This window comes from Streptomyces sp. Y309 (genome assembly GCF_056712025.1).
In genome coordinates this window covers 352,174-376,685 of sequence record NZ_CM160048.1, presented here as the reverse complement: position 1 = coordinate 376,685, position 24,512 = coordinate 352,174, and the positions used below count along the sequence as shown (strand labels likewise).

Genomic DNA, 24,512 nt, shown 5'->3' with positions numbered 1-24,512 from the left:
CGTCCAAGTATATGTTCGTGGCGAAGCCCGCGGTGCAGGGAAGCCGGTGTGAATCCGGCGCGGTCCCGCCACTGTGACCGGGGAGTGCGTTCTCGCGTGCAACAACGCCACTGACGGAGAAGTCCGTCGGGAAGGCGGGAGAACGGGCGCTGATCCGGGAGTCAGGATACCGGCCGCGGGGTGTTCCGTGTTGTCCACGAGGATGGAGCAGACACGCATGGCCCCGGTGCGCACTCACGAACCCGGTGATCCGGCATTGCGAGCGACAACCGACCCCGGTGATCCGGCAATGCGAGCGACAACCCCCGCTGTCTGACGGCCCCTTCGCCGTTCGCGTCCACTTTTCCGCCCGTCGGACCGGCATGCCCGCGCATGCCCGCATGCCCCGACGGTCGGCCGGCCGCGCCCCTCCCCGGATCGCACCTGACGAAAGAGCAGGCTCCCCATGGTCCGTGAACTGACCCATTTCATCGGCGGCAAGCACACCCCGGGCACCTCGGGCACGCTCGCCGACGTGTACGACCCCAACACCGGCGACGTACAGGCCCGCGTCCCGCTCGCGAACCGCGCCGAGACCGAGGCCGCCATCGCCGACGCGGCGCAGGCGCAGCGCGAGTGGGGCGAGTGGAACCCGCAGCGCCGCGCCCGCGTCCTGCTGCGGTTCCTCCAGCTCGTCGACGGCGAACGCGAGTCCCTGGCGCGACTGTTGTCCGCCGAGCACGGCAAGACCGTCCCCGACGCGCACGGCGACCTCCAGCGCGGCCTGGAGGTCGTGGAGTTCGCCGCGGGCATCCCGCACCTGCTCAAGGGCGAGTTCACCGACAACGCCGGGACCGGCATCGACGTGCACTCGCTGCGCCGCCCCATCGGCGTCGTCGCCGGTATCACGCCGTTCAACTTCCCCGCGATGATTCCCCTGTGGAAGGCCGCGCCCGCCATCGCCTGCGGCAACGCCTTCATCCTGAAGCCCTCCGAACGCGACCCGTCCGTCCCGCTGCGCCTCGCCGAACTCTTCCTGGAGGCGGGCCTGCCGCCGGGCATCCTCAACGTCGTCAACGGCGGCAAGGAAGCCGTCGACACCCTCCTGGAAGACCCGCGCGTCGAGGCGCTCGGCTTCGTCGGCTCGACGCCGGTCGCCGCGCACATCTACGCCACCGCCGCCGCCCACGGCAAGCGCGCCCAGTGCTTCGGCGGCGCCAAGAACCACATGATCGTGATGCCGGACGCCGACCTCGACCAGGCCGTGGACGCCCTGATCGGCGCCGGCTACGGCTCGGCGGGCGAGCGCTGCATGGCGATCTCGGTGGCCGTGCCGGTCGGCGAGGCCACCGCCGACGCCCTGGTGGCCCGCCTCAGGGACCGCATCGGCGCGCTGCGCATCGGCCGCTCCGACGACGCCGATGCCGACTTCGGCCCGCTCGTCAGCCGCGACGCCGTCGACCGGGTCCGCGGTTGCGTGGACCTGGGCGTCGAGGAGGGCGCCGAACTCGTCGTCGACGGACGGGACTTCACGCTCCCCGGCCACGAGGGCGGATTCTTCGCGGGCGCCTCCCTCTTCGACCGCGTCACCACCGACATGCGGATCTACCAGGAGGAGATCTTCGGCCCGGTCCTGTCCGTCGTACGCGCCGCCGACTACGAAGAGGCGCTGCGGCTGCCCACCGAGCACCCGTACGGCAACGGCGTCGCGCTCTTCACGCGCGACGGCGACACCGCCCGCGACTTCACCCGGCGCGTCGACACCGGCATGGTCGGCGTCAACGTACCCATCCCGGTCCCTGTCGCGTACCACACCTTCGGCGGCTGGAAGCGCTCCGGATTCGGCGATCTCAACCAGCACGGCCCCGACTCGATCCGCTTCTACACCCGCACCAAGACCGTCACCTCGCGCTGGCCCTCCGGGACCAAGGAAGGCGCGTCCTTCACCCTCCCGACGATGCGGTGACCGGCGCCATGACCAGCACCCTGCTCACCGACGACCAGCTCGCCATCGTCGAGACGACCCTCGACTTCGCCCAGGAACACCTGGCCCCGCACGCGCTCGCCTGGGACCGGGACAAGCACTTCCCGGTCGAGGTGCTGCGCAAGGCCGCGGATCTCGGTCTCGGCGGCATGTACGTCGCCGAGGACGCGGGCGGCTCCGGGCTCACCCGGGCCGACGGCGTCCTCGTCTTCGAGGCCCTCGCCTCCGGCTGTCCGTCCATCGCGGGCTATCTGTCGATCCACAACATGGTCGCCTGGATGATCGACCGGTACGGCGACGAGGCCCAGCGCGCCCGCTGGCTCGCGCCGCTGACCTCCATGGACTGGCTCGGCAGCTACTGCCTCACCGAGCCCGGCGCCGGCTCGGACGCGGCCGCGCTCAGCACCCGTGCCGAGCGCGACCGCGACACATACGTCCTGAACGGCGTCAAGCAGTTCATCTCCGGCGCGGGCGCGTCGCACGTCTACCTCGTGATGGCCCGCACCGGCGAGAGCGGCCCCGGCGGCGTCTCCGCCTTCGTCGTCGAACGCGACGACCCCGGCCTGTCCTTCGGCCCGAACGAGAAGAAGATGGGCTGGAACGCCCAGCCCACCCGGCAGGTGATCCTCGACGACGTGCGGGTGCCCGCCGACCGGCTGCTCGGCGGCGCGGGCAACGGCTTCCGCATCGCCATGAACGGCCTCAACGGCGGCCGCCTCGGCATCGCCGCCTGCTCCCTCGGCGGCGCCCGCAGCGCCCTCGACCGCAGCCTCACCCACCTCGCCGACCGGGAGGCCTTCGGGGCGCGGCTCCTCGACGCACAGGCACTCCAGTTCAGGCTCGCCGACATGGCGACCGAGCTGGCCGCCGCCCGCGCCCTGGTCCGGCAGGCCGCGCAGGCCCTCGACCTGGGCGACCCGCAGGCACCCGAATTGTGCGCCATGGCGAAGCAGTTCGCCACCGACACCGGCCACTCGGTGGCCGACCGCGCGCTCCAACTGCACGGCGGCTACGGCTACCTGACCGAGTACGGCATCGAGAAGCTCGTCCGCGACCTGCGCGTCCACCGCATCCTGGAAGGAACCAACGAGATCATGCGCCTGATCGTTGCCCGCGGCCTGACGGAGGCGCTGCGATGACCGCCGCCGCCACCGACGACGATGCGCAGGTGCTGCTGCGCACCGAAGGCCGCGCCGCGTACATCGTCCTCAACCGGCCCCGGGCCCTGAACGCCCTCACCCACGCCATGGTCCGCCGCATCGACGAGGCCCTCACCGCCTGGGAGACGGACCCGGCCGTCGAGACGGTCGTGCTCACCGGCGCGGGGGAGCGGGGGCTGTGCGCGGGCGGCGACATCCGCGCCATCTACGACGACGCGCGGAGCGGTGGCAGTGCCTCCGCGGACTTCTGGCGCGACGAATACCGCCTCAACGCCCGTATCGCCCGCTACCCGAAGCCGTACGTCGCCGTCATGGACGGCATCGTCATGGGCGGCGGCGTGGGCGTCTCCGCGCACGGCGGCGTCCGCGTCGTCACCGAACGCTCGCGGATCGCCATGCCCGAGACCGGCATCGGCTTCGTCCCCGACGTGGGCGGCACCTACCTGCTCGGCCTCGCGCCCGGCGAACTCGGCACCCACCTGGCGCTGACCGGGCAGCCGGTGGGCGCGCGCGACGCGCTGCTGTGCGGCCTCGCCGACCACTTCGTGCCCGCCGAGCTGCTGCCGCGCCTGGTCGCGGATCTCGCCACCGATCCGGTACGTGACGTCCTCGCCCGGTACGTCGCCGAAGCACCGCCCGGCGTGCTCGCCGCGCAGCGCGAGTGGATCGACGTCTGCTACGCGGCGGACAACGTCGAGGAGATCGTCGACCGCCTGGAGGGACACGGCACGCAGGCCGCCAAGGAGGCCGCCGAAACGCTGCACGCCAAGTCACCGACCGCCCTGAAGGTCACGCTGACGGCGCTGCGCCGGGCACGGCGGCTCGGCCCGCTGGAGCGCGTGCTCGAGCAGGAGTACCGGGTGTCGTGCGCCGCCCTCGCCTCCGCCGACCTCGTGGAGGGCATCCGCGCCCAGGTCGTCGACAAGGACCGCAGCCCGCGCTGGTCCCCGGCCGCCCTCGCCGACGTCACGGACGACGACGTCGCCCGCTACTTCGCCCCGCTCGGCGCGCGCGAACTCGCCCTCGCCGCCGACCACTTCACACAGGAGGTGCCCTGGTGAGCGCCGTCATCGCCTTCGTCGGACTCGGCCACATGGGTGGTCCCATGGCCGCCAACCTCGTCAAGGCCGGCCACCGGGTCGTCGGCCACGACCTGGTGCCCGAGGCCCTGGAGGCCGCCGTCGCCGCGGGGGTGGAGTCCGCGCCCTCGGCCGTCGCGGCCGCCGCCGAGGCCGACGTCGTCCTCACCATGCTGCCCGCGGGCCGCCACGTCCTCGCCCTCTACCAGGACGAGGGGCTGCTCGCGGCGGCCCGCCCCGGCACGCTGTTCGTCGACTGCTCGACCATCGACGTCGCCGACGCGCGGGCGGCGCACGACGCGGCCGTGGCCGCGGGACACCACGCCGTGGACGCGCCCGTCTCGGGCGGCGTCATGGGCGCCGAAGCGGGCACCCTCACGTTCATGGTCGGCGCCGACGACGCCGCGTTCGCGCAGGCCGAGCCGCTGCTCGCCGCGATGGGCAAGAAGGCCGTGCACTGCGGCGCGGCGGGCGCCGGGCAGGCCGCGAAGATCTGCAACAACATGATCCTCGGCGTCTCCATGATCGCCGTGAGCGAGGCGTTCGTCCTGGGCGAGAGCCTCGGCCTGTCCCACCAGGCACTGTTCGACGTCGCGTCCACGGCGTCCGGGCAGTGCTGGGCGCTGAGCGTCAACTGCCCCGTGCCGGGGCCGGTTCCTGGCTCGCCCGCCAACCGCGACTACCGCCCCGGCTTCGCGGCCCCACTGATGGCCAAGGACCTGGCCCTCGCCGCGAACGCCGTGCGTGCGGGCGGCGTCGACGCGGAACTGGGCCTGCGCGCCGCCGCGCTGTACGCCGCCTTCGCCGAGGACGGCGGGGCGGCGGAGGACTTCTCCGGGATCGTCCGGGCCATCAGGGAACGCTCCGGGCAGCGGCCGCCCGCCGATCCGCTCGCCGATCGGCTCACGGACCAGTTCGCCGACCAACTCGCTGACCAAGCCGTCGACCACCAGAAGGGCCAGCCGTCATGACCGACCCCACCACGGCCGCGTACGAGACGATCCTCGTGGAGCGCAAGGACCGCGTCGCCGTCGTCACCCTGAACCGCCCCGAGGCCCTCAACGCCCTGAACCTCCAGGTGATGCGGGAGGTCGTCGCCGCGACCGAAGCCCTCGACCGGGACCCGGAGATCGGCTGCATCGTCCTCACCGGCTCCGCGAAGGCGTTCGCGGCGGGCGCCGACATCAAGGAGATGCGGCCGCAGAACTACATGGACATGTACCTCACCGACTGGTTCACGGCCTGGGACCGGCTCGGCCAGGTGCGCACGCCGACGCTCGCCGCCGTGTCCGGCTATGCCCTCGGGGGCGGCTGCGAACTCGCCATGCTCTGCGACATCCTGCTCGCCGCCGACACGGCGGTGTTCGGCCAGCCCGAGATCAAACTGGGCGTGATCCCCGGCATCGGCGGCTCCCAGCGGCTGACGCGCGCGGTCGGCAAGGCCAAGGCGATGGAACTGTGCCTGACCGGCCGCACCATGGACGCCGAGGAGGCGGAGCGGGCCGGCCTCGTGTCGCGTGTCGTCCCCGCGGCCGACCTCCTCGGCGAGTCGCTGACCGTCGCCGGGACCGTGGCGGGCATGTCCCTGCCCGTCGCCATGATGGCCAAGGAGTCTGTGAACCGCTCCTTCGAGACGACCCTCACCGAAGGCGTCCGCTTCGAACGACGCCTGTTCCACGCGGTGTTCGCGACCGCGGACCAGAAGGAGGGCATGAGCGCGTTCACGGAGAAGCGCGCGCCGCGGTTCACGCACCGCTGAGCCGGCATCCCCCACTCCGCGTTCGAGAGTTGATGTGTGGGCCCCGACCATTGACGCGACTCGTTCACAAAATTTATGGTCCGGGGACCCTCACATCACCACGACGGAGAACAATGACGTACTCCCTGGTATCGCGGCCGCACGCCGTCAGACTGTCCGCGGCGCTGCTCGCCGGAGTGCTCGTCGCCGCGGTCCCGCCGACGGCCACCCCGCGCGCGGACGCCGCCTCCGCCACCCCCACCGACGCCACCGACTGCCGCCGCGGCGACGGCTGGACGCTCGACAGCACCCGCATCGACCCCAAGGACACCACCCACGCCTTCGTCGGCAACGGCTACCTGGGCCAGCGCGTACCGCCCAACGGCGCCGGCTACGCCGACAGCGACGCCAAGACCGGCTGGCCGCTGTTCACCCCGCGCTACGACGGCTCCTTCGTGTCCGGCCTGTACGCGCACAACAAGCAGACCGCCGAGAACCGGCAGGCCGTCGCCGCCCTGCCCACCTGGACGCCGCTCACCGTCACCACCGGCGGCAAGGGTTCCGACACCTTCAACTCTTCGACGGCACCGGGGCGGATCTCCGCCTACCACCAGAGCCTCATGCTGCACTGCGGCCTCGTCCGCACCACCCTGACCTGGACCGCCGCCGACGGCCGCCGCACCGACCTGGTCTACGAGGTGCTCGCCGACCGCACCGACCCGCACGTGGGCGCCGTACGCCTGAAGATGCGCCCGCACTGGAGCGGGGACGCGACCGTCACCGACCTCCTCGACGGGCGCGGCGCACGCCGCGTACAGCAGACGGGCGGCGGAGACCGGACCGAGGGCCGACGGCACGGCGGTCGCACCGGTTCGACCATGGACGTCGCCTTCCGCACGGACGGCACCAAGGTCGACGGCGCCGTCGCCTCCACCCTGCGCGCCGGACACGGCAGCCACGACGTCCGGGAGCGCCGGGCGGACGGCGCCAAGAAGCTGACCGGCCGTCAGTCGCTCACGCTGCCGGTGCGATCCGGACGGTCGTACGAACTCACCAAGTACGTGGGCATCGACACCGGCCTGACCTCGCGCGCCCCGCGCAAGGCCGCCACCGCCGCCTCGCGGCGCGCGGCGGAGCGCGGCTGGGACGGCCTGCTCACGTCCCACACCGCCGCCTGGGCGCGGCTGTGGCGCAGCGACATCGAGGTGGCGGGACGGCAGCGCGAGCTCCAGACGTGGGTGCGCTCCGCGCAGTACGGGCTGCTCTCCAGCACCCGCGAGGGAGCCGCCAACAGCATCGCCCCCGCCGGTCTCACCAGCGACAACTACGCGGGCCTCATCTTCTGGGACGCCGAGACCTGGATGTATCCCGGACTCCTCGCCACCCGGCCCGACCTCGCCAAGACCGTGGTCGACTACCGCTACCGCACCCGCGCGGGAGCCCGCGACAACGCCCGCAAGTTCGGCTACGAAGGGCTCTTCTACCCCTGGAACAGCGGCAGTTCGGGCAACCTGGCCAAGGAGTGCCACAGCGTGGACCCGCCGCACTGCCGCACCCAGATCCACCTCCAGGCCGACATCTCCCTGGCCACCTGGCAGTACTACCTCGCCACCAAGGACACCACGTGGCTGCGCGAGCGCGGCTGGCCCGTCATGAAGGGCATCGCCGAATTCTGGGCGGGCCGCGTCAGCCGCAACACCGACGGCAGCTACTCGATCAAGGACACCGCGGGCCCCGACGAGTACAGCAACGGCGTCGACGACGCGGTGTTCACCAACGCGGGCGCCGCCACCGCCCTGCGCAACGCCACCCACGCCGCGAAGCTCCTCGGCAAGCAGGCCCCGGCCGCATGGAAGTCGATCGCCGACAAGATCCGTATTCCGTACGACGCCAAGCGCAAGGTCTTCGAGCAGTACGACGGCTACAAGGGCAGCAAGATCAAGCAGGCCGACACCGTCCTGCTGATGTACCCGCTGGAGTGGCCGATGCCCGAGGGGGCCGCGGCCGCCACGCTCGACTACTACGCGCAGCGCACCGACCCGGACGGCCCCGCGATGACGGACTCGGTGCACGCCATCGACGCCGCCGGGATCGGCGAGCCGGGCTGCTCCACGTACACGTATCTGGAGCGTTCCATCAAGCCGTTCGTGCGCGGTCCGTTCGCGCAGTTCTCGGAGGCCCGCGGTGAGAAGGCGGGCGCCGAGGACCCCCTCGCGGGCTCGCCGGCGCACGACTTCCTCACCGGCAAGGGCGGCTTCCTGCAGATCTTCACCAACGGCCTGACCGGCATGCGGTTGCGGGAGGACCGGCTGCGCCTGGATCCGATGCTGCCCCCGCAGCTCGCCGACGGCGTCACCCTGCGCTCGCTGACCTGGCAGGGCCGTACGTACGACGTCGAGATCGGCGCCCACCAGACCACGGTGCGGCTCACCTCCGGCGCGCCGATGACCCTCGACACGCCGCAGGGCAAGCAGGTCGTCAGCGAGGGCGCCCCGGCCGTCCTGAAGACCCGCCGCCCCGACCTCACCCCCACCGCCAACGAGGCCCGCTGCACGCCCGCCAAGGCGTCGTCGGAGGAGCCCGGCATGTACGCGGGCGCCGCGGTCGACGGCAACACGGCCACCTCCTGGGTCCCGGACGCGGCGACCGGCACCCTGACGGCCGACCTCGGCGAAACGGTCCGCGTCGGCGAGGTCACGCCGACATGGACCGCCGTCAAACCGCAGTCGTACGACATCCAGGTGTCCCTGGACGGGCGCACCTGGCACGACGTCAAGGGCACTGAGGCAGCCGACGGTCCGCTGCTCGCGCGGTACGTGCGGGTGACCGTGCGCGGTGCGGCGCAGGCCAAGGAGCACCCGGGCATCGCGGAACTCACGGTGAAGCGGGTGAAGTAGCGGAGCCCACGGCGACGTCCGGGCGTCGCTTCACCCGGCCTTCGCGGCCCTGTCGAAGAACCTCACGATCTTCGGCAGGGCCTGCCCCACGGATTGGTTGTGGTCGAACGCGCCGCCGAGGTCGGTGATCTCGTAAGGCGCGCCGTTCTTCGTCAACTGCCGTGCGCAGTACTCGGAGTGGGAGGAGTCGACGTCCTTGTCGCCCTGGCTGTGATAGATCGCCACGGGCACGTCCGGCTGCCAGTCGCAGGTGCGGTCCAGCGGGCGGAGCTTGTCCTTGAGGACCCCGCTCGGCTTGCGGATCTTGTTCAGGAAGTCCTCGGTGAACAGGTCCCTGGAGGCCGGCGGGAGGGCGCCCGCGATCTGCTCGGTGGTGTGATGGCCGTCGAAGAGGCGCTCCACCTTCTGGTCGTAGGGGGCGCGGAAGGCCTCGCTGGGGGAGTCGTAGAGGCCGTACGTCTTGTTCCAGGCGGTGGCGAAGTACGCGAGGTAGAGGCCGGACTTCTCGATCTTGTCGTCGGCCGCGTCGGCCTCGAAGGCGGAGAGGTGGAACGGGCCGCTGACCGGGGCGAGCGCGGCAAGGCGGAAGTAGCGGTCGGCGCCTTCCTGTTGCAGTGCCCGGCCCACCATCATGGTCGCGGGCCCGCCCTGCGAGAATCCGCTGACCTGCACCTTCCGCTTCAACTCCCGGCCCTCGCGGTGGGCGAGGGTCCGGGCGGCGCGCAGCCCGTCCACGGAGGCGGCGACCGTGGCCCCCGGGTCCCCGTAGGGGTGGAACCCCTCGCCGGAGCCGAGGCCCACGTAGTCGGGGGCCGAGACCGCCCGCCCGGTCGACGCGAACAGCAGCGCGGCCAGCCGGTCGCCCGAGGCCGGGTTCTCCGAGGCGACGTCCTTGCGGTACACGGTCGTGCCGTGCAGCCAGGACACCGTGGAGAGGTGGCGCGTCCGGCTCTTGGGCAGGACGACGAGCTGGCTCGCGGTGGTGGGTGCGCCCGCGCTGTCCGTGGTGCGGTAGACGACCCGATAGGCCGTCACACCATGGCGGACCGTGGGCCAGTCGATGTTTCCCTCGAGCTCATCGGCCACCTGATCGGCCGTCAGGTCGGCCACTTGCTCGACGGAGACGACGGCCCCGCCCTGCGCCCGTCCCGTCTCGGCGTCGGCCGCCGAGGCCGGACCGACCAGAGCGGCCGCGCTGCCGAGGAGAGCCGTACCGGCAAGCATTCGGGTCCGAACTCGCTGTGAAGTCATGTATGGATCTTGGCTGTTGACGACATGGCGGGGACATGGAGCGGTCACCCCGATCACCAGGGGGACATCCCCATCAGGGTTCCCCTAGGGGTCGTCCGACAGACCAGTGGTGTGACCCGCCCCCGTGCGTGCTGCCGCTCATACACTTGGCCAATGACCGAGCCAAGTGTGCCGAAACAGCACCCCGCCCGCGCCCGACGGGCGTCGGACGAGGATCGGGAGCGGGTCGTCGAGCAGCTGCAAGAGGCCGCCGGGGACGGGCAGATCGACTTCGGCGAGCTCGAGAAGCGACTGGAACTCGCCTTCGAGGCCAAGACGCAGGCGGAGCTGGCGCCGCTGACCGCGGACCTGCTGGACGCCGCCGAGCCGCCCGCCTTGGAACCGCTGGTCCTGGAGACCCGCGCGGGCACCGTCGAGCGGGTCGGCCACTGGGTGGTCCCGCCCCTCGTCAAGGCTCTGGCCGACATGGGCTCCATCACCATCGACTTCACCCGGGCCGTCTGCCGCCACCGGGAGATCGCGCTGGAGGTCGACGTACAGACGGGCAGCGTCGAGGTCCTCGTCCCCCGTGGCTGGACGGCGATCGACGACGGCACCTCGTCCGACAGCGGAATGGTGCGCAACCAGGCCACCGACCCGCCCGCCCCCGCCGGCACGGTCCTCCGGCTGACGGGCCGCGTCGTCATGGGCAGCGTACGGGTCCGGTACCCGGCCCTGCCGAAGCTCGGCTGGTGGAAGCGGCGGCGGCAGCGGCACTCCGGCTGAGCGGCAGCGGCACTCCTGCTGAATCGACGGGCCCGCGGCCCCGGGGGGGTGGGCTCACAGGCCCTGCGGCCCGGGGGAGCTACAGCGTGAGGTTCGGCTCGTGGTCCGGAGCCCCGTACGAGGGACACCCCGCATACCCGCGGGCCTGCGCGGGCAGCCATCTCGCCGCTCGGGAAGGCCCGGGCGGGCCCGCGAGCGAGGTCTCAAGGGCACAACTCCGCAAGAGAACAAGGTGGTTCCATGCGCCGTCCCGTCGTCCTCGTGATCGGAGCGCTCGCCGCGATGATCTCGCTCACCGCACCGGCCGCCGCGGTCACCGCCGCCCCGCCGGTGGCGCACTCGGTGGCGAGCCCGACGCCGATCCTGCCCGCCCCCGAGTCCCTGATCACCGAAGGCCTCACCGTCGAGGGCCCGCTCATCAACAACCTGGGACTGCCCCACCTCCTGTGACGACGTGCCGCACAGCGGCCCGCGCGCGGCCTAGCGGTTCGCCAGGCACAGATGGACATCCTTTTCCTGGTCTCCGAAGGCCGCCCCCTCGCCGCTCACGGCGAACACGGAGGCCAGGAAGGCCCGCAGCTGGTCGACCGCCAGATAGCCGCCCTGGACGTCCGCGGACACCGGACGTGACAGCGTGCCCGCGGTGCCCGGCGGGACCGTGTTGGCGGCACCCGAGATGTCGAAGGTCTCCGTCCAGACCGTCGCCCCGCCGGCCCCGCCATGCCTCGCGGCCGGGGACTCCTGCGGGAAAGCGGTCCGCAGGACGTCGAAGACCGCCGCCGCGTCCTGCGCGGAGCAGTCACTGAGTTCCACCGTGACCTGTGCCGAGGACAGCCCCGTGTCGTTCACTGCCCATCATCCCTTTCTCGTCGCATGTGCTCGTGCTCGTCAGTCCGCGGGCTCGTCAGTCAGCGGGTTCGTCCGGCACCGGCCGGTCGGGTCCGGGGCCGTGTGCGTGCGGGGCGCCGCGCCTGCCGGTGCCGGCCTCGTCGGTGTCCGGCACGTCGTCGTCGGCGTCCGGGGCGTTGCCGGTCCGTGCCGCGTCGTCGTCCGGGTCCCAGGGATCCTCCTGGTCCGAGGCCTGCTGATCGGGCAGGTCCCGCGGTACCGGCTGGCCGTCCTCGCCGACCGACGGGGGTTTCGGTTCGCTCACGGTCATGCCTCCGTTCCGGCTGGCGTTCTTTCCGGGTGCGCGTCGTCCGCAGGTACCCGCGGCGGTCGTGACGACACCTCGTACTGATCACGGTGTACCGGCTCCGGTGATCCGGCCACACGACGGCCGCACGAAGCCCGCATGACGGGCGCACGAGTCGGCGCCGGTTTCGCGGGCGCCGCGCGGGTACCCGGAACGGCCGGAACCACGTCGTGCGTGGCGGCGGCACCCGGGCCGTCTCCGGTGGTTCCATGACGGAAAGTCCGGAGAACGCGCAAAGCGCGGAACGTACGGAAAGCACCGGGAATGTTGCGGCAAACGTGGTGGCTCGCGGTGGCCGAGTCCGCCGGCTGGTGGCTGGCGCTCGGGGCCCTGTGGCTGCTCCTGATCGGTCCGGTCGACGGCCTCGAACTGCTGGTCGGAGCAGGTGTGGGCCTGCTCGGGACGGTGGCGGCGCGGGCGGCCCGGCGGGCGGTGGCAGACCGGTGAACGGCTGGCTGGCGGCCGCGGCCGTGCTGTTGGCCGGGGGCGTCGGGCCCACCCTGTGGGGCGTGGCGACGGGGCCGGTGCGGCGCCGCGTCGTCGCCCAGAACACCGCCACCCTCCTCGTCTGCCTCGCCACGCTGCTCCTCGCGCAGGGCTACGAGCGTTCCTCGTACGTCGACGTGGCACTCGTCCTCGCGGTCCTCGGGCCCGCGGGCACCCTGGTGTACGCGCGGCTGCTCGCCGAGGACCTCAAGGCCGCCCCGCCCACGGGCCGGGTCGGCACCTGGGCGGCCGTCGTCCTCACGCCGCTCGTCGTGGTGCCGCTGTGCGTGGCCGCCGGGCCGGGCAGGGCGGCGCTGAAACTGCTGGTGATCGGTGCGCTGCTCGTGGCGGGCAACGTGATCGCGGCGCGGGCGCTGCGGGGCGCGGGTCCGGCGGACGACGAGGACGCCGGCCCGGAGGACGCCGGCCCGGACGGCAGCGGCACCGGCCCGCGGGGCGGCGCGGGCACGGCGGAGGCCGCCCATGGATGACGCCCTGATCGTGATCACGCTGCTGCTCGTCGCCGCCTCCGCGACCGCCGCGGTGGCCGTGCGGGACCCGGTGCGCCAGGCCCTCGTGCTGTCCCTGCTCGGCCTCACCCTCGCCGCCCTGTTCACCGTGTTGCAGGCCCCCGACGTGGCCCTGTCCCAGCTCGCCGTGGGCACGGCGCTGACGCCGCTGCTGCTCACCCTCGCCGTACGGAAGGTGCACCGGCGGCCGCACGGGCGGGACGGGCGGCGCGACGACGGCCGGGACGGCGAGGCCGCCGAGGACGCCCGGGGCGCCGAGAACGCCGAGGGCACCGAGGGCGCCGCGGCGAAGGAGCGGGGCGAGTGAGCCGACGGCAGCGCATGTGGGTCCTGGCCCTCGGCCTCGCGGGCCTGGCCGCGCTGCTCGGCGCCGCCTGCCTCGAGCTCCCGGACTTCGGCGGCGCCGAGCACCCCTACGGCGACCGTGCCGTCCGGGCCGCGCTCTCCCACCACACCGCCAACGTGGTGTCCTCCGTCAACTTCGACCTGCGCGCCTTCGACACCCTGGGCGAGGAGAGCATCCTGTTCGGTGCCGTCCTCGGCACGGTCGTGCTGCTGCGCCAGACCCGCGACGAACGGCACGTGGAGCCCGCCCCGGCGCGGGTCTCCCCGCCCGTACGCCGGTACGCGCTCTACGCGCTGCCCGTCACCCTCGTCGTCGGCCTGTACGTCGTCGCGCACGGCCAGTTGAGCCCCGGCGGCGGCTTCCAGGGCGGCGTCGTCGCGGCGACCGCGCTGCATCTGCTGTACATCGCCGTGGACTACCGGGCCCTGCGGCGCATCCGGCCGGTCGGCCGGTACGAGGTCGGGGACGCCGCCGGGGAAGCGGCCTTCGTGCTCCTCGGGGCGGCCGCGATGCTCGGCGGCTCGGCGTTCCTCGCCAACACCCTGCTCCCGTACGGCGAGTTCAACACCCTCGCGTCCGGCGGCACCGTCCCCCTCCTCAACGCGGCCATCGGGATGGAGGTCGCGTGCGCGGTGGTGGTGCTGCTCGCCCGGTTCCTGGACCAGGCCGTCGAGATCGAGGAAGGCCCCGAGGAGCCGAGGAAGGAGCCGAGGAAGGCCCCGAGAAGTCCGAGAAACCGAGAGTGAACGCACCGTGATGCACGTCCTGCCGTACCTGGTCGCGGCATGGGTCTTCCTCGTGGGCTGCCACGGCCTCGCGACCAGCCGCAACCTCATCCACGCCGTGGGCTGCCTCACCGTGTGCCAGTCCGCCACCTACATCCTGCTCCTCGCCGTCGGCTACCGCGACGGCGGCACCGCCCCCGTCTTCTCCGACCTGAAGCCCGGCTCCCGGCCGGTCGTCGACCCCGTCGTGCAGGCCCTCGCGCTCACCGACGTCGTGGTCGGCGCCACCGTGACCGCGCTGCTGCTCGCCCTCGTCGTCCAAGTCGCCAAGCGGCACGGCACGGTGGACCCCGACGAGCTGTCCGAGCTGCGCGGATGAGCCGCCTGCTGCCCCTGATCGTGGCACTGCCCCTGCTCGGCGCGGCCGTTCTGGTCGCCGCCGGACGCAGGCTGCCGCGGTTCGCCGCCGAGACCCTCGGCTGTGTCTTCGCGGCGGCCACCGCGGGCCTGACGCTGTACGTCCTCGTGGGCACCTCGTCACCCGTCGACGCATGGGTGGGCGGCTGGCAGCCGCGCGACGGCGCGAGCGTGGGCATCGTGCTCACCGGCGACCGCCTCGCGCTCGGCCTCGCGGCCCTGGTGTCCCTCCTCGTCGTGGCCGTACTCGCGTACTCCTGGCGCTACTTCGACGAACCGCCCGAGCGGCACGCCGGGTCCTTCCCGGCCCTGGTGCTGCTCTTCGACGCGGGCATGTGCGGCTTCGTCCTCACCGGGGACCTCTTCAACGCCTTCGTGTTCTTCGAGCTGATGAGCGTCGTCGCCTACGCGCTCACGGGCTACAGGGTGGAGGAGGCCAAGGCCGTCCAGGGCGCGCTCACCTTCGGCGTCGTCAACTCCCTCGGCGCGTACGCCACGTTGATGGGGATCGCCCTGCTGTACGCGCGCACGGGCGAGCTGGGCATGCGCGCGATCGGCGAACGCCTCGCCGCGCACGGCGGACCCGACGCCCTGGTTCTCGCCGCGTTCGTGCTGATCCTGACGGGCCTGTTGGTCAAGGCCGCGGCGGTGCCCTTCCACTTCTGGCTGCCGGACGCCCACGCGGTGGCGCCCACGCCGGTGTGCATGCTGCTGTCCGGGGTGATGGTCGAGCTGGGGGTGTACGGGGCGGGGCGCGTGTACTGGACCGTGTTCGCGGGCCCCGGCGGCGTCCCGGCGGCCGACGCCGAGCGGGCCCTGGTGACCCTCGGCGTGCTGACGGCCGTCGTGGGGGCCGTGATGTGCTGGCAGCAGCGGCACGTGAAGCGGCTCCTGGCGTACTCGACGGTCGCCCACACCGGCCTGTTCCTCGTCGGGCTCGGGCTGCTCACGCCGGAGTCGACGGCGGGCGTCGTCGTGTACGTCCTGGGGCACGCGGGCGCGAAGGCCGCCCTGTTCGCCTGCGCGGGCATCCTGCTCGACCGCTACGGCAGCATCGACGAGCACGAACTGCACGGCCGCGCCCGCGAGTTGCCCGCGGTCGCGACCCTGTTCGTGGCGGGCGCGCTGGCCCTGACGGGACTCCCGCCGTTCGGCTCGGGCCTCGGCAAGGCGGTCACCGAGGAAGCGGCGGGCGGCCTGCTCACGGTGGTCTTCGTGGGCGTCTCCGCGGTGACCGGGGGAGCGGTGCTGCGGGTCGCCGCCCGGGCGTTCGGCGGGCTCGGCCCGCGGCCCGCGACGGACTCCGCGTACGAGACGAGCGGCGAGCACGAGGAACCCGAGACGAAGGGCCTGCTGCGCCGGGTCCCCGACACGATGCTCGCCGTGCCGGCCGCGCTGCTCGCCGCGGCCCTGGCGACCGGCCTGGTCCCGGCGCTCGCGGCGGGCGCCGCCCACGCCGCCGACCAGGCCCTGCCCCACGTCACCGAGGCGACGCCCGCACCGCACTGGTCGGCGGCCGGGGTCCTGCTCGGCATCCTGCCGACCGTGCTGGCCACCCTCCTCGCCGTCGCCGCCGTCCGCCGCCGGGGCCGCTCCGGAGCGCGGGACGTGGCCGGGCCGCTGCGCCGCCTCCACTCGGGCCACGTCGGCGACTACGTGGCCTGGCTGCTGGTGGGGGCGGCGCTGCTGGGCGCCCTGGTGCTGCCGGGAGTGCTCGCGGGGTGACCGGGACTATGCGCCCCGCGCGCCCGCCGCCAGCCAGTCGAGCGCCGCCTGTGCCGTGAACTCCTCCTGGCCGCCGCGCAACAGCAGGTCCGCGGAGGTGAACGCCGGGTCGTCCGCCTGCGCGGCGACGTACGGGATCGCGACGCACCGCATGCCCGCGGCCTTGGCGGCGAGCGCGCCCGGCGCCGCGTCCTCCAGGACCACGCAGTCGGCGGGCTCGGCGCCAAGCAGCGCGGCGGCCGCGAGGAACACATCGGGCGCGGGCTTGCCGTGGTCGACCTCGTCGGCCGAGACGAACGTCGTCAGGTGGGCGTCCAGGCCGGTGCCCGCGAGGATCGCCTCGATGGCCGCCCGCGAGGACCCCGACGCCACGGCCATCGGCACCCCGGCGTCGTACAGCCGCTCCACGAACTTCCGCATCTCCGGATAGACCCGGGTGGACGCGCGGGCCAGTTCCAGATAGCGGCGGTTCTTCTCCGCGAGCAGGTCGGGGAGCGGCGCGGCCAGCCCGTACCGCTCCTTCCAGAGGGCCAGGGTCTCCTGGGTGGAGATGCCGACGTACGTCTCGTGGTCCTCCCAGGTGAAGTCGGTGACGCCGTGCTCGGCGAGGAGCTGCCGACCCGCGTCGAAATAGTTCGGCTCGCTGTCCACGAGTGTTCCGTCGAGATCGAAGATGACCGAGGTGTGGTTCAGGGCGCTCATGCACCCCAGCATGCCAACTACTTCTCGGTGGCCGCGCCGCCCGCCTGCTTCTCCGCGGCCGCCCTGCCCACCGACTCCACCAGCGGCAGCAGCCGGTGCGGGACCCGTTCGCGCAGCGCCATCTCCGTGCGCGTGCGCACCACGCCCGGGAGCTGGATCAGTCGCTGGATGACGTCCTCCAGGTGCCCGTTGTCGCGCGCGACCACGCGGGTCAGCAGATCGCCGCCGCCCGTCATCGAGAACGCCTCGATGATCTCCGGCTGGGCCGCGAGCGCGTCCCCGACCTCGTCCAGGTGCCCTTGCGTGACCTCGATGTGCACGAACGCGAGGACCGGGTGGCCGAGCGCGGCGGGGGAGAGCTTCGGTCCTGTGCCCGTGATGACCCCCTCCCGCTCCAGGCGGTCCAGGCGCGCCTGCAGGGTGCCGCGCGCGATGCCGAGGATGCGCGCGTACTCCCGCACGCTGGTCCGCGGCTGCTCCAGGAGGAGCCGCAGGATGCGGGTGTCGAGTGCGTCGACGGCCATGGTGCGAGGGTCTCCCGGGTGCGCGAAGTGATCACCGCGACCGTACCAATGGCCCGGCGGACACCGCGAGGCGCCGACCGCTGGACCGGCAGGACCGGACGGCCGCGCACGCGGGCGCACGCTGTTACGGAGCTGTGTCACTTCCCTCTGCAACGAGTGCGCCCCTCGGGGGGTCTAGCTGTCGAAACGCGCAACACACGTATGGCGCGTACGCAGACGAACGAGGAGCAGACCACAGTGGGGGACATACGCAGACGAGGAATCGTCGCCCTGGGGATCACCGCGCTGGTGGCCCCGCTCACGGTGGCGCTGGGGAGCACCACCGCACAGGCCGCGTCGTGCTCGGCGACGACCGGCCCGCACCAGAAGCAGGTGGAGAAGTTCCTCGGCCGCCCGGTGGACGGCCGGCAGTCGACCGCCGACTGCAAGGCCATCAAGGCCTTCCAGACGAAGCACGGCATCAGCCCGAACGCCGGCTACGCGGGCTCCGTGACCTGGGGCGTCATGAGTCTGATGAACAAGCAGAAGGCGGCGGGCACCAACCCGAACAAGGCGGGCAAGTGCCCGGTCGACAAGGGCCGCATCGCCTGCGTCGACCTGACGCGGCAGCTCAGCTGGATCCAGGACGGCAAGAACCTCAAGTACGGGCCGGTCCCCGTGCGCACCGGCCGCAACGGGCACGAGACCCGCACCGGCCTGAAGAAGGTCTACTGGCGGGACATCGACCACATTTCGAGCATCTACCACGTGCCGATGCCCTACAGCCAGTTCTTCGACGGCGGCCAGGCGTTCCACTCGGTCGGCATCAGCGTCTGGGCCCCGCCCGGCTCGCACGGCTGCGTGAACATGACGAAGAAGGACGCCGCGAAGTACTGGAACATGCTCCGCAAGGGCGACGACGTCTTCACCTACGGCCGCAAGCCCGGGACCTGAGGGCGTTGGCCCGTCGGCTGCGTCGGTGTGGCCCGTTGGCCCGCCGACGCACCAGCCGACGGGCCCGGTGCTGGGCCAATGGCCCTGTGCCGAGTGCTCCGGTTGAGCCACCGGGCACCCAGGTGATGTGATGGACCGGTCGATGGCGCTGCGGGATTCCGCGGCGCCTTATTCATGTCGTGACCCTGTCGTGCGTCGCGGCGTGGTTCATGTCATGACTGCCGGGACCGTCGAGGGGTGGGCAAAGCTGTGCTGAGGAAGATGTTCGTGGCTCCGGATCCGGGACGCCTGCGGCTGCGCAGCGCGACCCGTGCCGTCCTCGGCATCTCGCTGGCGGTCGCGGTCTGCGGTCTGGTCGGGCACACGCTCGTCGCGGCCATCATCGCCGGGCTCGCCGCGCTCCTCGCGCTCTTCACCGTCTCAGACGCCACCGTGCGCGGCCAGGCGGTCACCACCGCGCTGCTGCCCGCCGTGGGCTTCCCCGTGCTCGCGCTCGCCGCCGTGCTGCACGACTACCCGGTGGCGCGGGACCTGGCGTTCCTGGCCGTCATGGGCGCCGGGGTGTACGCGCGCCGGTGGGGGCCGCGGGGCCACTCGCTCGGCGTGTTCGCGTTCATGACGTTCTTCGCGGCGCAGTTCCTGCACACGGTGCCCGCACAGCTGCCCGACCTGTACGAGGCCATCGGGCTCGCGCTGCTCGCGTCCTCGGCGGTCCGCTTCGGCCTGTGGTGCTACGAGCGGCGCCTGCCGCCGCCCACGGTGCCGGCCCTCGCCGAACGCCGGGGCCTCGCGCGGGCGACCACACGCCAGGCCGTCCAGGCCACCCTCGGCGGCGGCATCGCCCTCGTCATCGGCCACGCGCTCTCCGGAGACCGCTGGTACTGGGCCATCGGCGCCACCTGGTGGATCTTCGTGAACACCGTCTCGCGCGGCGAGACTCTCGTCCGCGGCTTCCGGCGGGTGCTCGGCACGCTCATCGGCATCGCCGTCGGCGCGGTCGTGGTGCTGCCCCTGCACGGAGCCGTCGTACCGACCGCCGTGCTCGTCGCCGTCTGCGTCTTCGGGATCTTCTATACCGCCGCCGTCTCGTACACCTGGATGATGCTGTCGGTGACCGTGATGGCGGGCGGTCTCTACGGCCTGCTCGGCGTCCTCGAACCGGCGCTGCTCGCGCTGCGGCTCCTGGAGACCGCGGCCGGGGCGCTCGGCGCGGTGCTCGCCGTGCTGCTCGTCCTGCCCGTCACCACCCACGCCACGACCAACGCCTGGATCGAGCGGGCCGTGCGCACCGTCCACGCCTGCACCCGGGAGGCCGCGGCCCGCCTGTCCGGCTCGGCCGCCGCCGACCCGGCCCCGCACATCGCCGACCTCGAAGTGATCCTCGGCCGGGTCCGGCTCTCGCTCGCCCCGCTGGTGCACCCGCTGAGCCCGCTGCGCGCCCGGCGCGCCCGCGCGCACCAGGTCATCGCGCTGCTCGACGAGTGCGCACAGCAGGCGCGCAGCCTGGCGGCCATCGCCGCCGACCCCGAGGCCTCGTACGACGACCGGCTCGCCGCCGCCTGCGAGCGGGTCGAGGCCGCCGTCGAAGCGCTGATCGCCTCGGAGGAGGCGCTCGCCGCCCCGCACGTCCCCGCCGCCGTCAAGCACGCCCCCGGCACCGAAGCGGCGCTCGCGCACCTGCACGGCCTGGAGCGCGCGCTCATCGAGCTCGCCGCGCCCGTGCGCAGCTCGCCCCGCACGCCGCTGATGGGCGCCTGACCGTACGGCGCTGATGGGCGCCTGACCGCACGCTGCCGTCGGGTGCCTGACCGCAGGCCGCCGTTGGGCGCCCGCCTCTGCGTGACGCCGCCGTTGGGAGCCGGGCCCTCCGCTTGATCACCTGCGGCCCCTTCAACTCCCGTGGTCCAGACCAACTGCTAGCGTCGCCTCCGTGGGTGCCGCCCGGGACGCGGTCTCCCGGGGTGAGCCGAGAGGGGCATGCAGTGGGCGGCGGGCAGGCACGGCGGGCGTACATCGGATCCTTCACACACGCGGGCGGGCCGGGCATCGTCACCGCGGCCTTCGACGGCGGTACCGGGGCGCTGACCGTGCTGGGCGCGACGGACGCCGTGGCCGACCCGTCGTACCTCGCGCTGTCGCCGGACGGCGGCACGCTGTACGCGGTGAGCGAGACCGCCGACGGCGCGGTCGCCGCCTTCGGCACGGCGGGCGACACGGTACGTCCCCTCGGCGCGCCGGTGCCCGTGCGGGCCGAGGCGCCCACCCATCTCGCCGTCCATGCCGGACACGTCCACACCGCCAACTACGGCTCCGGCAGCGTCACCACCGTGCCCGTGCACGCCGACGGAAGCCTCGCCTCCGCCCCGGTGGACGTCGTGGCACACCAGGGGTCCGGACCCGACCCCGAGCGCCAGGAGGGCCCGCACGCCCACCAGGTGCTGCCCGACCCCAGCGGCCGCTGGGTGCTGAGCGTCGACCTCGGCACCGACTCCGTGCGGGTCTGCGCGCCGGACGAGGGCGGACTCACGCCCCACTGCGAGGTCGCGCTCCGGCCCGGCACCGGCCCGCGGCACCTCGCCTTCCATCCCCGCGGCCACGTCGCGTACGTCCTCAACGAGCTCACGCCGACCCTCACCGTGTGCTCCTGGGACCCCGCCGACGGCACGCTGCGGCCGCTCGCCGAAACACCGGTGCTGTCCGCCGAGCCCGACGGCGACGCCTATCCGTCGGAGGTCGTCGTCGCCCCCGACGGCCGCTTCCTGTGGACCGCGACGCGCGGCGCGGACGCCATCTCCGTGTTCGCGCTCGACGACGCGGGCGCGAGCGCCCGTCTGACGGCCTCGGTGTCCTGTGGCGGCGCCTGGCCCCGTGACCTGGCCCTCGACCCCTCAGGGCGCTTTCTGTACGCTGCCAATGAGCGCTCCGGGGACGTCACCTGGTTCGCCGTGGACACGGAAACCGGGCTGCCGCGGCGCGCGGGCGCGATCGACGTGCCCGCGGCGAGCTGTGTGGTGTTCGGCTGAGGCTCGGGGCCGACGTGGCCACACTCTCGCGTACGCCGATGGGCCCGCCCCGAACTCGGGAGCGGGCCCATCGGCGTCTTGCCGTCGCGTGGCGCGCGTCAGTGCACCGGCGCGCCGGACGGTTGCGGCGGGGTGATGCCCAGCGCCGTCGTGTACTTGGACAGGGCCAGCTTGCCGATCGCCGGGTACGCGCCGAGCGGCTCGGCGACGGCGCAGCCCGCCTCCTTCGCGGCCGCGTCCAGCAGGCTCGCGTCGACCTCCGGGCCGATCAGGTACGGGGCGAGGGCCAGCTGGGCCGAACCGGAGCCGCGCAGCTGCTGGGTGATCGCGGCGACCGAGCCGTCCTCGTCCAGGGCGGCGGCCATCACCGGCACGGCGAGGCGCGCGGCGAGCAGCATGCCGGTGATCCCGGCGGCCTGCACGGCCTCCTCGCCGCCGACCGTGGCCAGGACGATGCCGTCCGCGGCGGTCGCGACCGTGAACAGGCGGGCGCGGTCGGCGCGGGCCAGGCCCGCCTCGGACAGGCGCACGTGCAGCGCCTCGGCGAGCAGCGGGTGCGGGCCGAGGACGTCGGTCAGCTCGGCGGCGGCACGGCTGTCCATCACGGCCTGCCGGATGCGGCGCATCAGCGCGTTGTCGGGGCCCGCGAGCAGGGGCACCACGACGGCGACGGGACCCTCGGGGCGGCGGACGCCCTCGACACCGGCGGCCAGCGCCTGCTCGTAGCGCGCGGTGCGCTCGGCGGCGGTGTGCGCGAGCACGGCCTGCAGGGTGGGGAACTCGGCCGACGGGCCGGCGTCGGCGTCCGTCCCGTCGACGTAACCGATTCTGGCGTCCAGACCGGGCAGCTCGGAGCGCGCGATGGAGACGACTTCCTCGGCGAGGCTGCGCGTGGTGGTGCTGGGGACGCCCGGCACGGCGAGGACGAGCGCGGGCGCGCCCTCGGGAGCCGCGACGGGCTCCGGGCGGCGGTGCCGGCCCGGCTGACGGGGGCGCGGCATTCGTACGGGCAGGCCGGATGCGGGCCCAGTGGGGGAGCTCATGGCGCCGCATGCTACTGGTTTGAGGGGCTTCCCTGTTCGGGGAGGGTGCAGGTCAGCGGTATAAGTCCGCTTTGTCTGGCGGTCGCCCGACTCCGCGGTGTACGCGCCGTGTTACGACGCGTACGAACCGGCGGAGTCACGTCGTCGCGGTCGCATACCTGGGGGCGGTGTCCTCCGCGTAACTGGGCGGGGCGGTGCCCTCCGTGATCCCTCGTGCTGCTCGTGGTCCCCCGTGAGGTGCGGGCCACGTCACCCCGTGACGTACAACAGCCGTGGATCGTGCGGGAGCTTGAGGGTGTCCCCCGCCAGGTCGGCGGCGATGCGGACGGCGCCGTCGAGCGGGTCGCCCGCGGCCGGCACCCGGCGGGCGTGCGGGAGACGCTCCGTCAGGTGTGCCTCCAGCGGGCCGAGGAGTACGTCACCGAGCTTCAGCAGGCCGCCGGTGAGGGCGACTTCGCAGGCGCCGTCGGCGGGGCAGGCCGCGACCGCCGCGTCGGCGATGTGCCCGGCCGCCTCCCGCAGGACGCGGACGGCCACGGGGTCGCCGTCCGCCGCGCAGCGCCCCACTTCGGGCGCGAACGCGGCGAGCACGGCGGGCCGGTCCGGGCGCGGATAGATCTGGCCGGGAAGGTCCGACAGGGGCTCTCCGAACATGTCCTCCGCGCGGGCGCGCAGCGCGGCCGAACCGCCCCGGCGCCCGTCGAACGCCCGCATCGCCGCCTCAAGACCGGCGCGCCCGATCCAGGCGCCGCTGCCGCAGTCGCCCAGCAGATGCCCCCAGCCGTCGGTCCGCCGCCAGGTGGTGAGGTCCGTGCCCAGGGCGATGAGGCCGGTGCCCGCGGCGACGACGACACCGGGCCGCTGGCCCAGCGCGCCCGCGTAGGCGGTGACGGCGTCGGCGGCGAGCGCCACGCGCCGTACCCCGAACGACTCCGCCAGCGCGGACGGCAGTTCGGCGCGCAGGTCGTCGCCGAGCGACGTCATCCCGGCGGCGCCGACGGCGACCGCGACGAGCCGTCCGCCGCCCGCCTCGGCCAGCAACTGCCGGACCATGGGCGTCAGTTGCTCGCTCATGTGCCGGGCGTCGATGCCGCGCGGGCCCGTGCGCACCGGCTCCTTCGAGCGGGCCGGTGCCGGACGGCGCAGTCCGTCGGGGACGCCGAGCGCGGCGCGCAGCCCCGAACCGCCGGAGTCCACGCCGAGGACGACCGCCGGCTCGGTCACGGCAGCCGCCAGTCCACCGGCTCGGCGCCCTGCCGCACCAGGAGGTCGTTGGCGCGGCTGAACGGGCGCGAGCCGAAGAAGCCGCGGTCCGCGGACATCGGCGAGGGGTGCGAGGACTCCACGGACGGCAACTGGCCGAGCAGCGGCCGCAGATTGCGGGCGTCACGGCCCCACAGGATGGACACCAGCGGCCGGCCGCGCGCGGCGAGCGCCCGGATGGCCTGCTCGGTGACCTCCTCCCAGCCCTTGCCGCGGTGTGCGGCGGGCTTGCGCGGGGCCGTCGTGAGCGCCCTGTTGAGCAGCAGCACGCCCTGCTGGGTCCAGGGCGTCAGGTCGCCGTTGGACGGCTGGGGCAGGCCCAGGTCGCTGTTCAGTTCGCGATAGATGTTGATGAGACTGCCGGGCAGCGGTCTGACGTCGGGCGCCACCGAGAACGAAAGACCCACCGCGTGCCCGGGCGTGGGGTAGGGATCCTGGCCGACGATCAGGACGCGCACCTCGTCGAACGGCTGCTGGAAGGCGCGCAGCACATTCGGTCCGGCGGGCAGATAGGTGCGTCCCGCGGCGATCTCCGCGCGCAGGAAGTCGCCCATGGAGGCGATCCGTTCGGCCACCGGCTCCAGGGCCTTGGCCCAGCCGGCTTCGACGATTTCATGCAAGGGTCGTGGTGCCACGGAGCGTCACTCTACTGCCGTACATGCGTCACTGATCAACCGATGGCCGAAGCTCGCTGCCGTCGGGGCTCTCGAAGGCTGTGGCCGTCGGGGCTGCCGACGCCCGCGGCCT

24 protein-coding genes, 1 pseudogene and 1 riboswitch are annotated in these 24,512 nt (G+C 73.3%); of the genes and pseudogenes, 17 read left to right on the top strand and 8 right to left on the bottom strand.

Annotation, left to right across the window (positions count from 1 at the left end):
* Positions 1 to 13: 13 nt before the first annotated feature.
* Positions 14 to 192: riboswitch (cobalamin riboswitch) on the top strand.
* A 253-nt stretch (positions 193 to 445) separates the two neighbouring features.
* From AC0KTA_RS01600 to AC0KTA_RS01575, 6 genes are all read left to right on the top strand, one after another.
* Positions 446 to 1,945 carry a CoA-acylating methylmalonate-semialdehyde dehydrogenase gene (locus tag AC0KTA_RS01600; RefSeq protein ID WP_481053266.1) on the top strand — a complete coding sequence of 500 codons (1,500 nt, stop codon included), beginning with the start codon at positions 446 to 448 and terminating at the stop codon, positions 1,943 to 1,945.
* An 8-nt stretch (positions 1,946 to 1,953) separates the two neighbouring features.
* Positions 1,954 to 3,102 (top strand): acyl-CoA dehydrogenase family protein, encoded by a 1,149-nt coding sequence (locus AC0KTA_RS01595; RefSeq protein WP_481053265.1) that lies wholly within the window; start codon positions 1,954 to 1,956, stop codon positions 3,100 to 3,102.
* Entirely contained in the window at positions 3,099 to 4,184 is a 1,086-nt protein-coding gene (locus tag AC0KTA_RS01590) for an enoyl-CoA hydratase/isomerase family protein (RefSeq protein ID WP_481053264.1), read from the top strand. Before AC0KTA_RS01595 ends, AC0KTA_RS01590 begins: the two co-directional genes overlap by 4 nt.
* Entirely contained in the window at positions 4,181 to 5,173 is a 993-nt protein-coding gene (mmsB, locus tag AC0KTA_RS01585; RefSeq protein ID WP_481053263.1) for a 3-hydroxyisobutyrate dehydrogenase, read from the top strand. Before AC0KTA_RS01590 ends, mmsB begins: the two co-directional genes overlap by 4 nt.
* The gene (locus AC0KTA_RS01580; protein ID WP_481053262.1) at positions 5,170 to 5,961 is read left to right on the top strand and encodes an enoyl-CoA hydratase; all 792 of its coding nucleotides are present in this window, start codon (positions 5,170 to 5,172) and stop codon (positions 5,959 to 5,961) included. Before mmsB ends, AC0KTA_RS01580 begins: the two co-directional genes overlap by 4 nt.
* Before the next feature lie 113 nt (positions 5,962 to 6,074).
* Entirely contained in the window at positions 6,075 to 8,837 is a 2,763-nt protein-coding gene (locus AC0KTA_RS01575) for a discoidin domain-containing protein (protein ID WP_481053261.1), read from the top strand.
* Between the two features lie 30 nt (positions 8,838 to 8,867).
* On the opposite strand, the gene AC0KTA_RS01570 is transcribed toward AC0KTA_RS01575, so the two are convergent.
* On the bottom strand, positions 8,868 to 10,088 hold the full coding sequence (locus AC0KTA_RS01570) for a hypothetical protein (RefSeq protein ID WP_481053260.1): 1,221 nt from the start codon (positions 10,086 to 10,088) through the stop codon (positions 8,868 to 8,870).
* Positions 10,089 to 10,241: 153 nt separating this feature from the next.
* Here AC0KTA_RS01570 and AC0KTA_RS01565 point away from each other — a divergent pair, with 153 nt between their 5' ends.
* Both AC0KTA_RS01565 and AC0KTA_RS01560 read left to right on the top strand, forming a co-directional pair.
* The gene (locus tag AC0KTA_RS01565; RefSeq protein ID WP_481053259.1) at positions 10,242 to 10,853 is read left to right on the top strand and encodes a DUF1707 SHOCT-like domain-containing protein; all 612 of its coding nucleotides are present in this window, start codon (positions 10,242 to 10,244) and stop codon (positions 10,851 to 10,853) included.
* Between the two features lie 240 nt (positions 10,854 to 11,093).
* A complete protein-coding gene (locus AC0KTA_RS01560; RefSeq protein WP_481053258.1) occupies positions 11,094 to 11,303 on the top strand; it encodes a hypothetical protein in 210 nt (69 codons plus the stop codon).
* A 30-nt stretch (positions 11,304 to 11,333) separates the two neighbouring features.
* Here AC0KTA_RS01560 and AC0KTA_RS01555 read toward each other — a convergent pair whose 3' ends face one another.
* A complete protein-coding gene (locus AC0KTA_RS01555; RefSeq protein WP_481053257.1) occupies positions 11,334 to 11,702 on the bottom strand; it encodes a hypothetical protein in 369 nt (122 codons plus the stop codon).
* A gap of 55 nt (positions 11,703 to 11,757) precedes the next feature.
* Positions 11,758 to 12,006 carry a hypothetical protein gene (locus AC0KTA_RS01550; RefSeq protein WP_481053256.1) on the bottom strand — a complete coding sequence of 83 codons (249 nt, stop codon included), beginning with the start codon at positions 12,004 to 12,006 and terminating at the stop codon, positions 11,758 to 11,760.
* A 306-nt stretch (positions 12,007 to 12,312) separates the two neighbouring features.
* Here AC0KTA_RS01550 and AC0KTA_RS01545 point away from each other — a divergent pair, with 306 nt between their 5' ends.
* From AC0KTA_RS01545 to AC0KTA_RS01520, 6 genes and pseudogenes are all read left to right on the top strand, one after another.
* The gene (locus tag AC0KTA_RS01545) at positions 12,313 to 12,495 is read left to right on the top strand and encodes a hypothetical protein (RefSeq protein ID WP_481053255.1); all 183 of its coding nucleotides are present in this window, start codon (positions 12,313 to 12,315) and stop codon (positions 12,493 to 12,495) included.
* Positions 12,492 to 13,025, top strand: a complete 534-nt coding sequence (locus tag AC0KTA_RS01540) for an MrpF/PhaF family protein (RefSeq protein WP_481053254.1) — start codon at positions 12,492 to 12,494, stop codon at positions 13,023 to 13,025. The genes AC0KTA_RS01545 and AC0KTA_RS01540 overlap by 4 nt, the downstream gene beginning before the upstream one ends.
* Positions 13,018 to 13,275 (top strand): annotated as a pseudogene (locus tag AC0KTA_RS01535) (hydrogenase subunit MbhD domain-containing protein); the annotation flags it as partial. The gene AC0KTA_RS01540 and the pseudogene AC0KTA_RS01535, both read left to right, overlap by 8 nt.
* 92 nt (positions 13,276 to 13,367) lie before the next feature.
* Entirely contained in the window at positions 13,368 to 14,156 is a 789-nt protein-coding gene (locus AC0KTA_RS01530) for an MnhB domain-containing protein (RefSeq protein ID WP_481053253.1), read from the top strand.
* 10 nt (positions 14,157 to 14,166) lie between these two features.
* The gene (locus AC0KTA_RS01525) at positions 14,167 to 14,514 is read left to right on the top strand and encodes a sodium:proton antiporter (RefSeq protein WP_481056735.1); all 348 of its coding nucleotides are present in this window, start codon (positions 14,167 to 14,169) and stop codon (positions 14,512 to 14,514) included.
* Positions 14,511 to 16,277, top strand: coding sequence for a complex I subunit 5 family protein (locus AC0KTA_RS01520; RefSeq protein WP_481053252.1), 1,767 nt, complete (start codon positions 14,511 to 14,513; stop codon positions 16,275 to 16,277). The genes AC0KTA_RS01525 and AC0KTA_RS01520 overlap by 4 nt, the downstream gene beginning before the upstream one ends.
* Positions 16,278 to 16,283: 6 nt before the next feature.
* On the opposite strand, the gene AC0KTA_RS01515 is transcribed toward AC0KTA_RS01520, so the two are convergent.
* Positions 16,284 to 16,979: an HAD family hydrolase gene (locus AC0KTA_RS01515; RefSeq protein ID WP_481053251.1), complete on the bottom strand. Its 696-nt coding sequence runs from the start codon at positions 16,977 to 16,979 to the stop codon at positions 16,284 to 16,286.
* Positions 16,980 to 16,996: 17 nt separating this feature from the next.
* Positions 16,997 to 17,503: an Lrp/AsnC family transcriptional regulator gene (locus tag AC0KTA_RS01510; protein ID WP_481053250.1), complete on the bottom strand. Its 507-nt coding sequence runs from the start codon at positions 17,501 to 17,503 to the stop codon at positions 16,997 to 16,999.
* A gap of 237 nt (positions 17,504 to 17,740) precedes the next feature.
* On the opposite strand from AC0KTA_RS01510, the gene AC0KTA_RS01505 reads away from it, so the two are divergent.
* The 3 genes from AC0KTA_RS01505 to AC0KTA_RS01495 all read left to right on the top strand — a co-directional run bounded on the left by AC0KTA_RS01505 (position 17,741) and on the right by AC0KTA_RS01495 (position 21,459).
* The gene (locus AC0KTA_RS01505) at positions 17,741 to 18,436 is read left to right on the top strand and encodes a L,D-transpeptidase family protein (RefSeq protein WP_481056734.1); all 696 of its coding nucleotides are present in this window, start codon (positions 17,741 to 17,743) and stop codon (positions 18,434 to 18,436) included.
* Between the two features lie 249 nt (positions 18,437 to 18,685).
* Positions 18,686 to 20,194: an FUSC family protein gene (locus tag AC0KTA_RS01500; RefSeq protein ID WP_481056733.1), complete on the top strand. Its 1,509-nt coding sequence runs from the start codon at positions 18,686 to 18,688 to the stop codon at positions 20,192 to 20,194.
* Positions 20,195 to 20,418: 224 nt separating this feature from the next.
* Positions 20,419 to 21,459: a lactonase family protein gene (locus tag AC0KTA_RS01495; RefSeq protein ID WP_481053249.1), complete on the top strand. Its 1,041-nt coding sequence runs from the start codon at positions 20,419 to 20,421 to the stop codon at positions 21,457 to 21,459.
* Between the two features lie 98 nt (positions 21,460 to 21,557).
* Here the strand turns inward: AC0KTA_RS01495 and AC0KTA_RS01490 are convergent, their stop codons facing one another.
* The 3 genes from AC0KTA_RS01490 to AC0KTA_RS01480 all read right to left on the bottom strand — a co-directional run bounded on the left by AC0KTA_RS01490 (position 21,558) and on the right by AC0KTA_RS01480 (position 24,400).
* Complete coding sequence (locus tag AC0KTA_RS01490; RefSeq protein WP_481053248.1) at positions 21,558 to 22,502, bottom strand: sirohydrochlorin chelatase; 945 nt, start codon at positions 22,500 to 22,502, stop codon at positions 21,558 to 21,560.
* A gap of 249 nt (positions 22,503 to 22,751) precedes the next feature.
* Positions 22,752 to 23,726: an N-acetylglucosamine kinase gene (locus AC0KTA_RS01485; protein WP_481053247.1), complete on the bottom strand. Its 975-nt coding sequence runs from the start codon at positions 23,724 to 23,726 to the stop codon at positions 22,752 to 22,754.
* Positions 23,723 to 24,400: a uracil-DNA glycosylase gene (locus tag AC0KTA_RS01480; RefSeq protein ID WP_481053246.1), complete on the bottom strand. Its 678-nt coding sequence runs from the start codon at positions 24,398 to 24,400 to the stop codon at positions 23,723 to 23,725. The genes AC0KTA_RS01485 and AC0KTA_RS01480 overlap by 4 nt, the downstream gene beginning before the upstream one ends.
* Positions 24,401 to 24,512 lie beyond the last annotated feature (112 nt).

Bases quoted from the DNA above. Each gene is read 5' to 3' on its own strand.
- AC0KTA_RS01600 (WP_481053266.1), top strand. From the start codon at position 446: ATGGTCCGTGAACTGACCCATTTCATCGGCGGCAAGCACACCCCGGGC.
- AC0KTA_RS01595 (WP_481053265.1), top strand. From the start codon at position 1,954: ATGACCAGCACCCTGCTCACCGACGACCAGCTCGCCATCGTCGAGACG.
- AC0KTA_RS01590 (WP_481053264.1), top strand. From the start codon at position 3,099: ATGACCGCCGCCGCCACCGACGACGATGCGCAGGTGCTGCTGCGCACC.
- AC0KTA_RS01580 (WP_481053262.1), top strand. From the start codon at position 5,170: ATGACCGACCCCACCACGGCCGCGTACGAGACGATCCTCGTGGAGCGC.
- AC0KTA_RS01575 (WP_481053261.1), top strand. From the start codon at position 6,075: ATGACGTACTCCCTGGTATCGCGGCCGCACGCCGTCAGACTGTCCGCG.
- AC0KTA_RS01570 (WP_481053260.1), bottom strand. From the start codon at position 10,088: ATGACTTCACAGCGAGTTCGGACCCGAATGCTTGCCGGTACGGCTCTC.
- AC0KTA_RS01565 (WP_481053259.1), top strand. From the start codon at position 10,242: ATGACCGAGCCAAGTGTGCCGAAACAGCACCCCGCCCGCGCCCGACGG.
- AC0KTA_RS01560 (WP_481053258.1), top strand. From the start codon at position 11,094: ATGCGCCGTCCCGTCGTCCTCGTGATCGGAGCGCTCGCCGCGATGATC.
- AC0KTA_RS01545 (WP_481053255.1), top strand. From the start codon at position 12,313: ATGTTGCGGCAAACGTGGTGGCTCGCGGTGGCCGAGTCCGCCGGCTGG.
- AC0KTA_RS01525 (WP_481056735.1), top strand. From the start codon at position 14,167: ATGCACGTCCTGCCGTACCTGGTCGCGGCATGGGTCTTCCTCGTGGGC.
- AC0KTA_RS01520 (WP_481053252.1), top strand. From the start codon at position 14,511: ATGAGCCGCCTGCTGCCCCTGATCGTGGCACTGCCCCTGCTCGGCGCG.
- AC0KTA_RS01515 (WP_481053251.1), bottom strand. From the start codon at position 16,979: ATGAGCGCCCTGAACCACACCTCGGTCATCTTCGATCTCGACGGAACA.
- AC0KTA_RS01510 (WP_481053250.1), bottom strand. From the start codon at position 17,503: ATGGCCGTCGACGCACTCGACACCCGCATCCTGCGGCTCCTCCTGGAG.
- AC0KTA_RS01490 (WP_481053248.1), bottom strand. From the start codon at position 22,502: ATGAGCTCCCCCACTGGGCCCGCATCCGGCCTGCCCGTACGAATGCCG.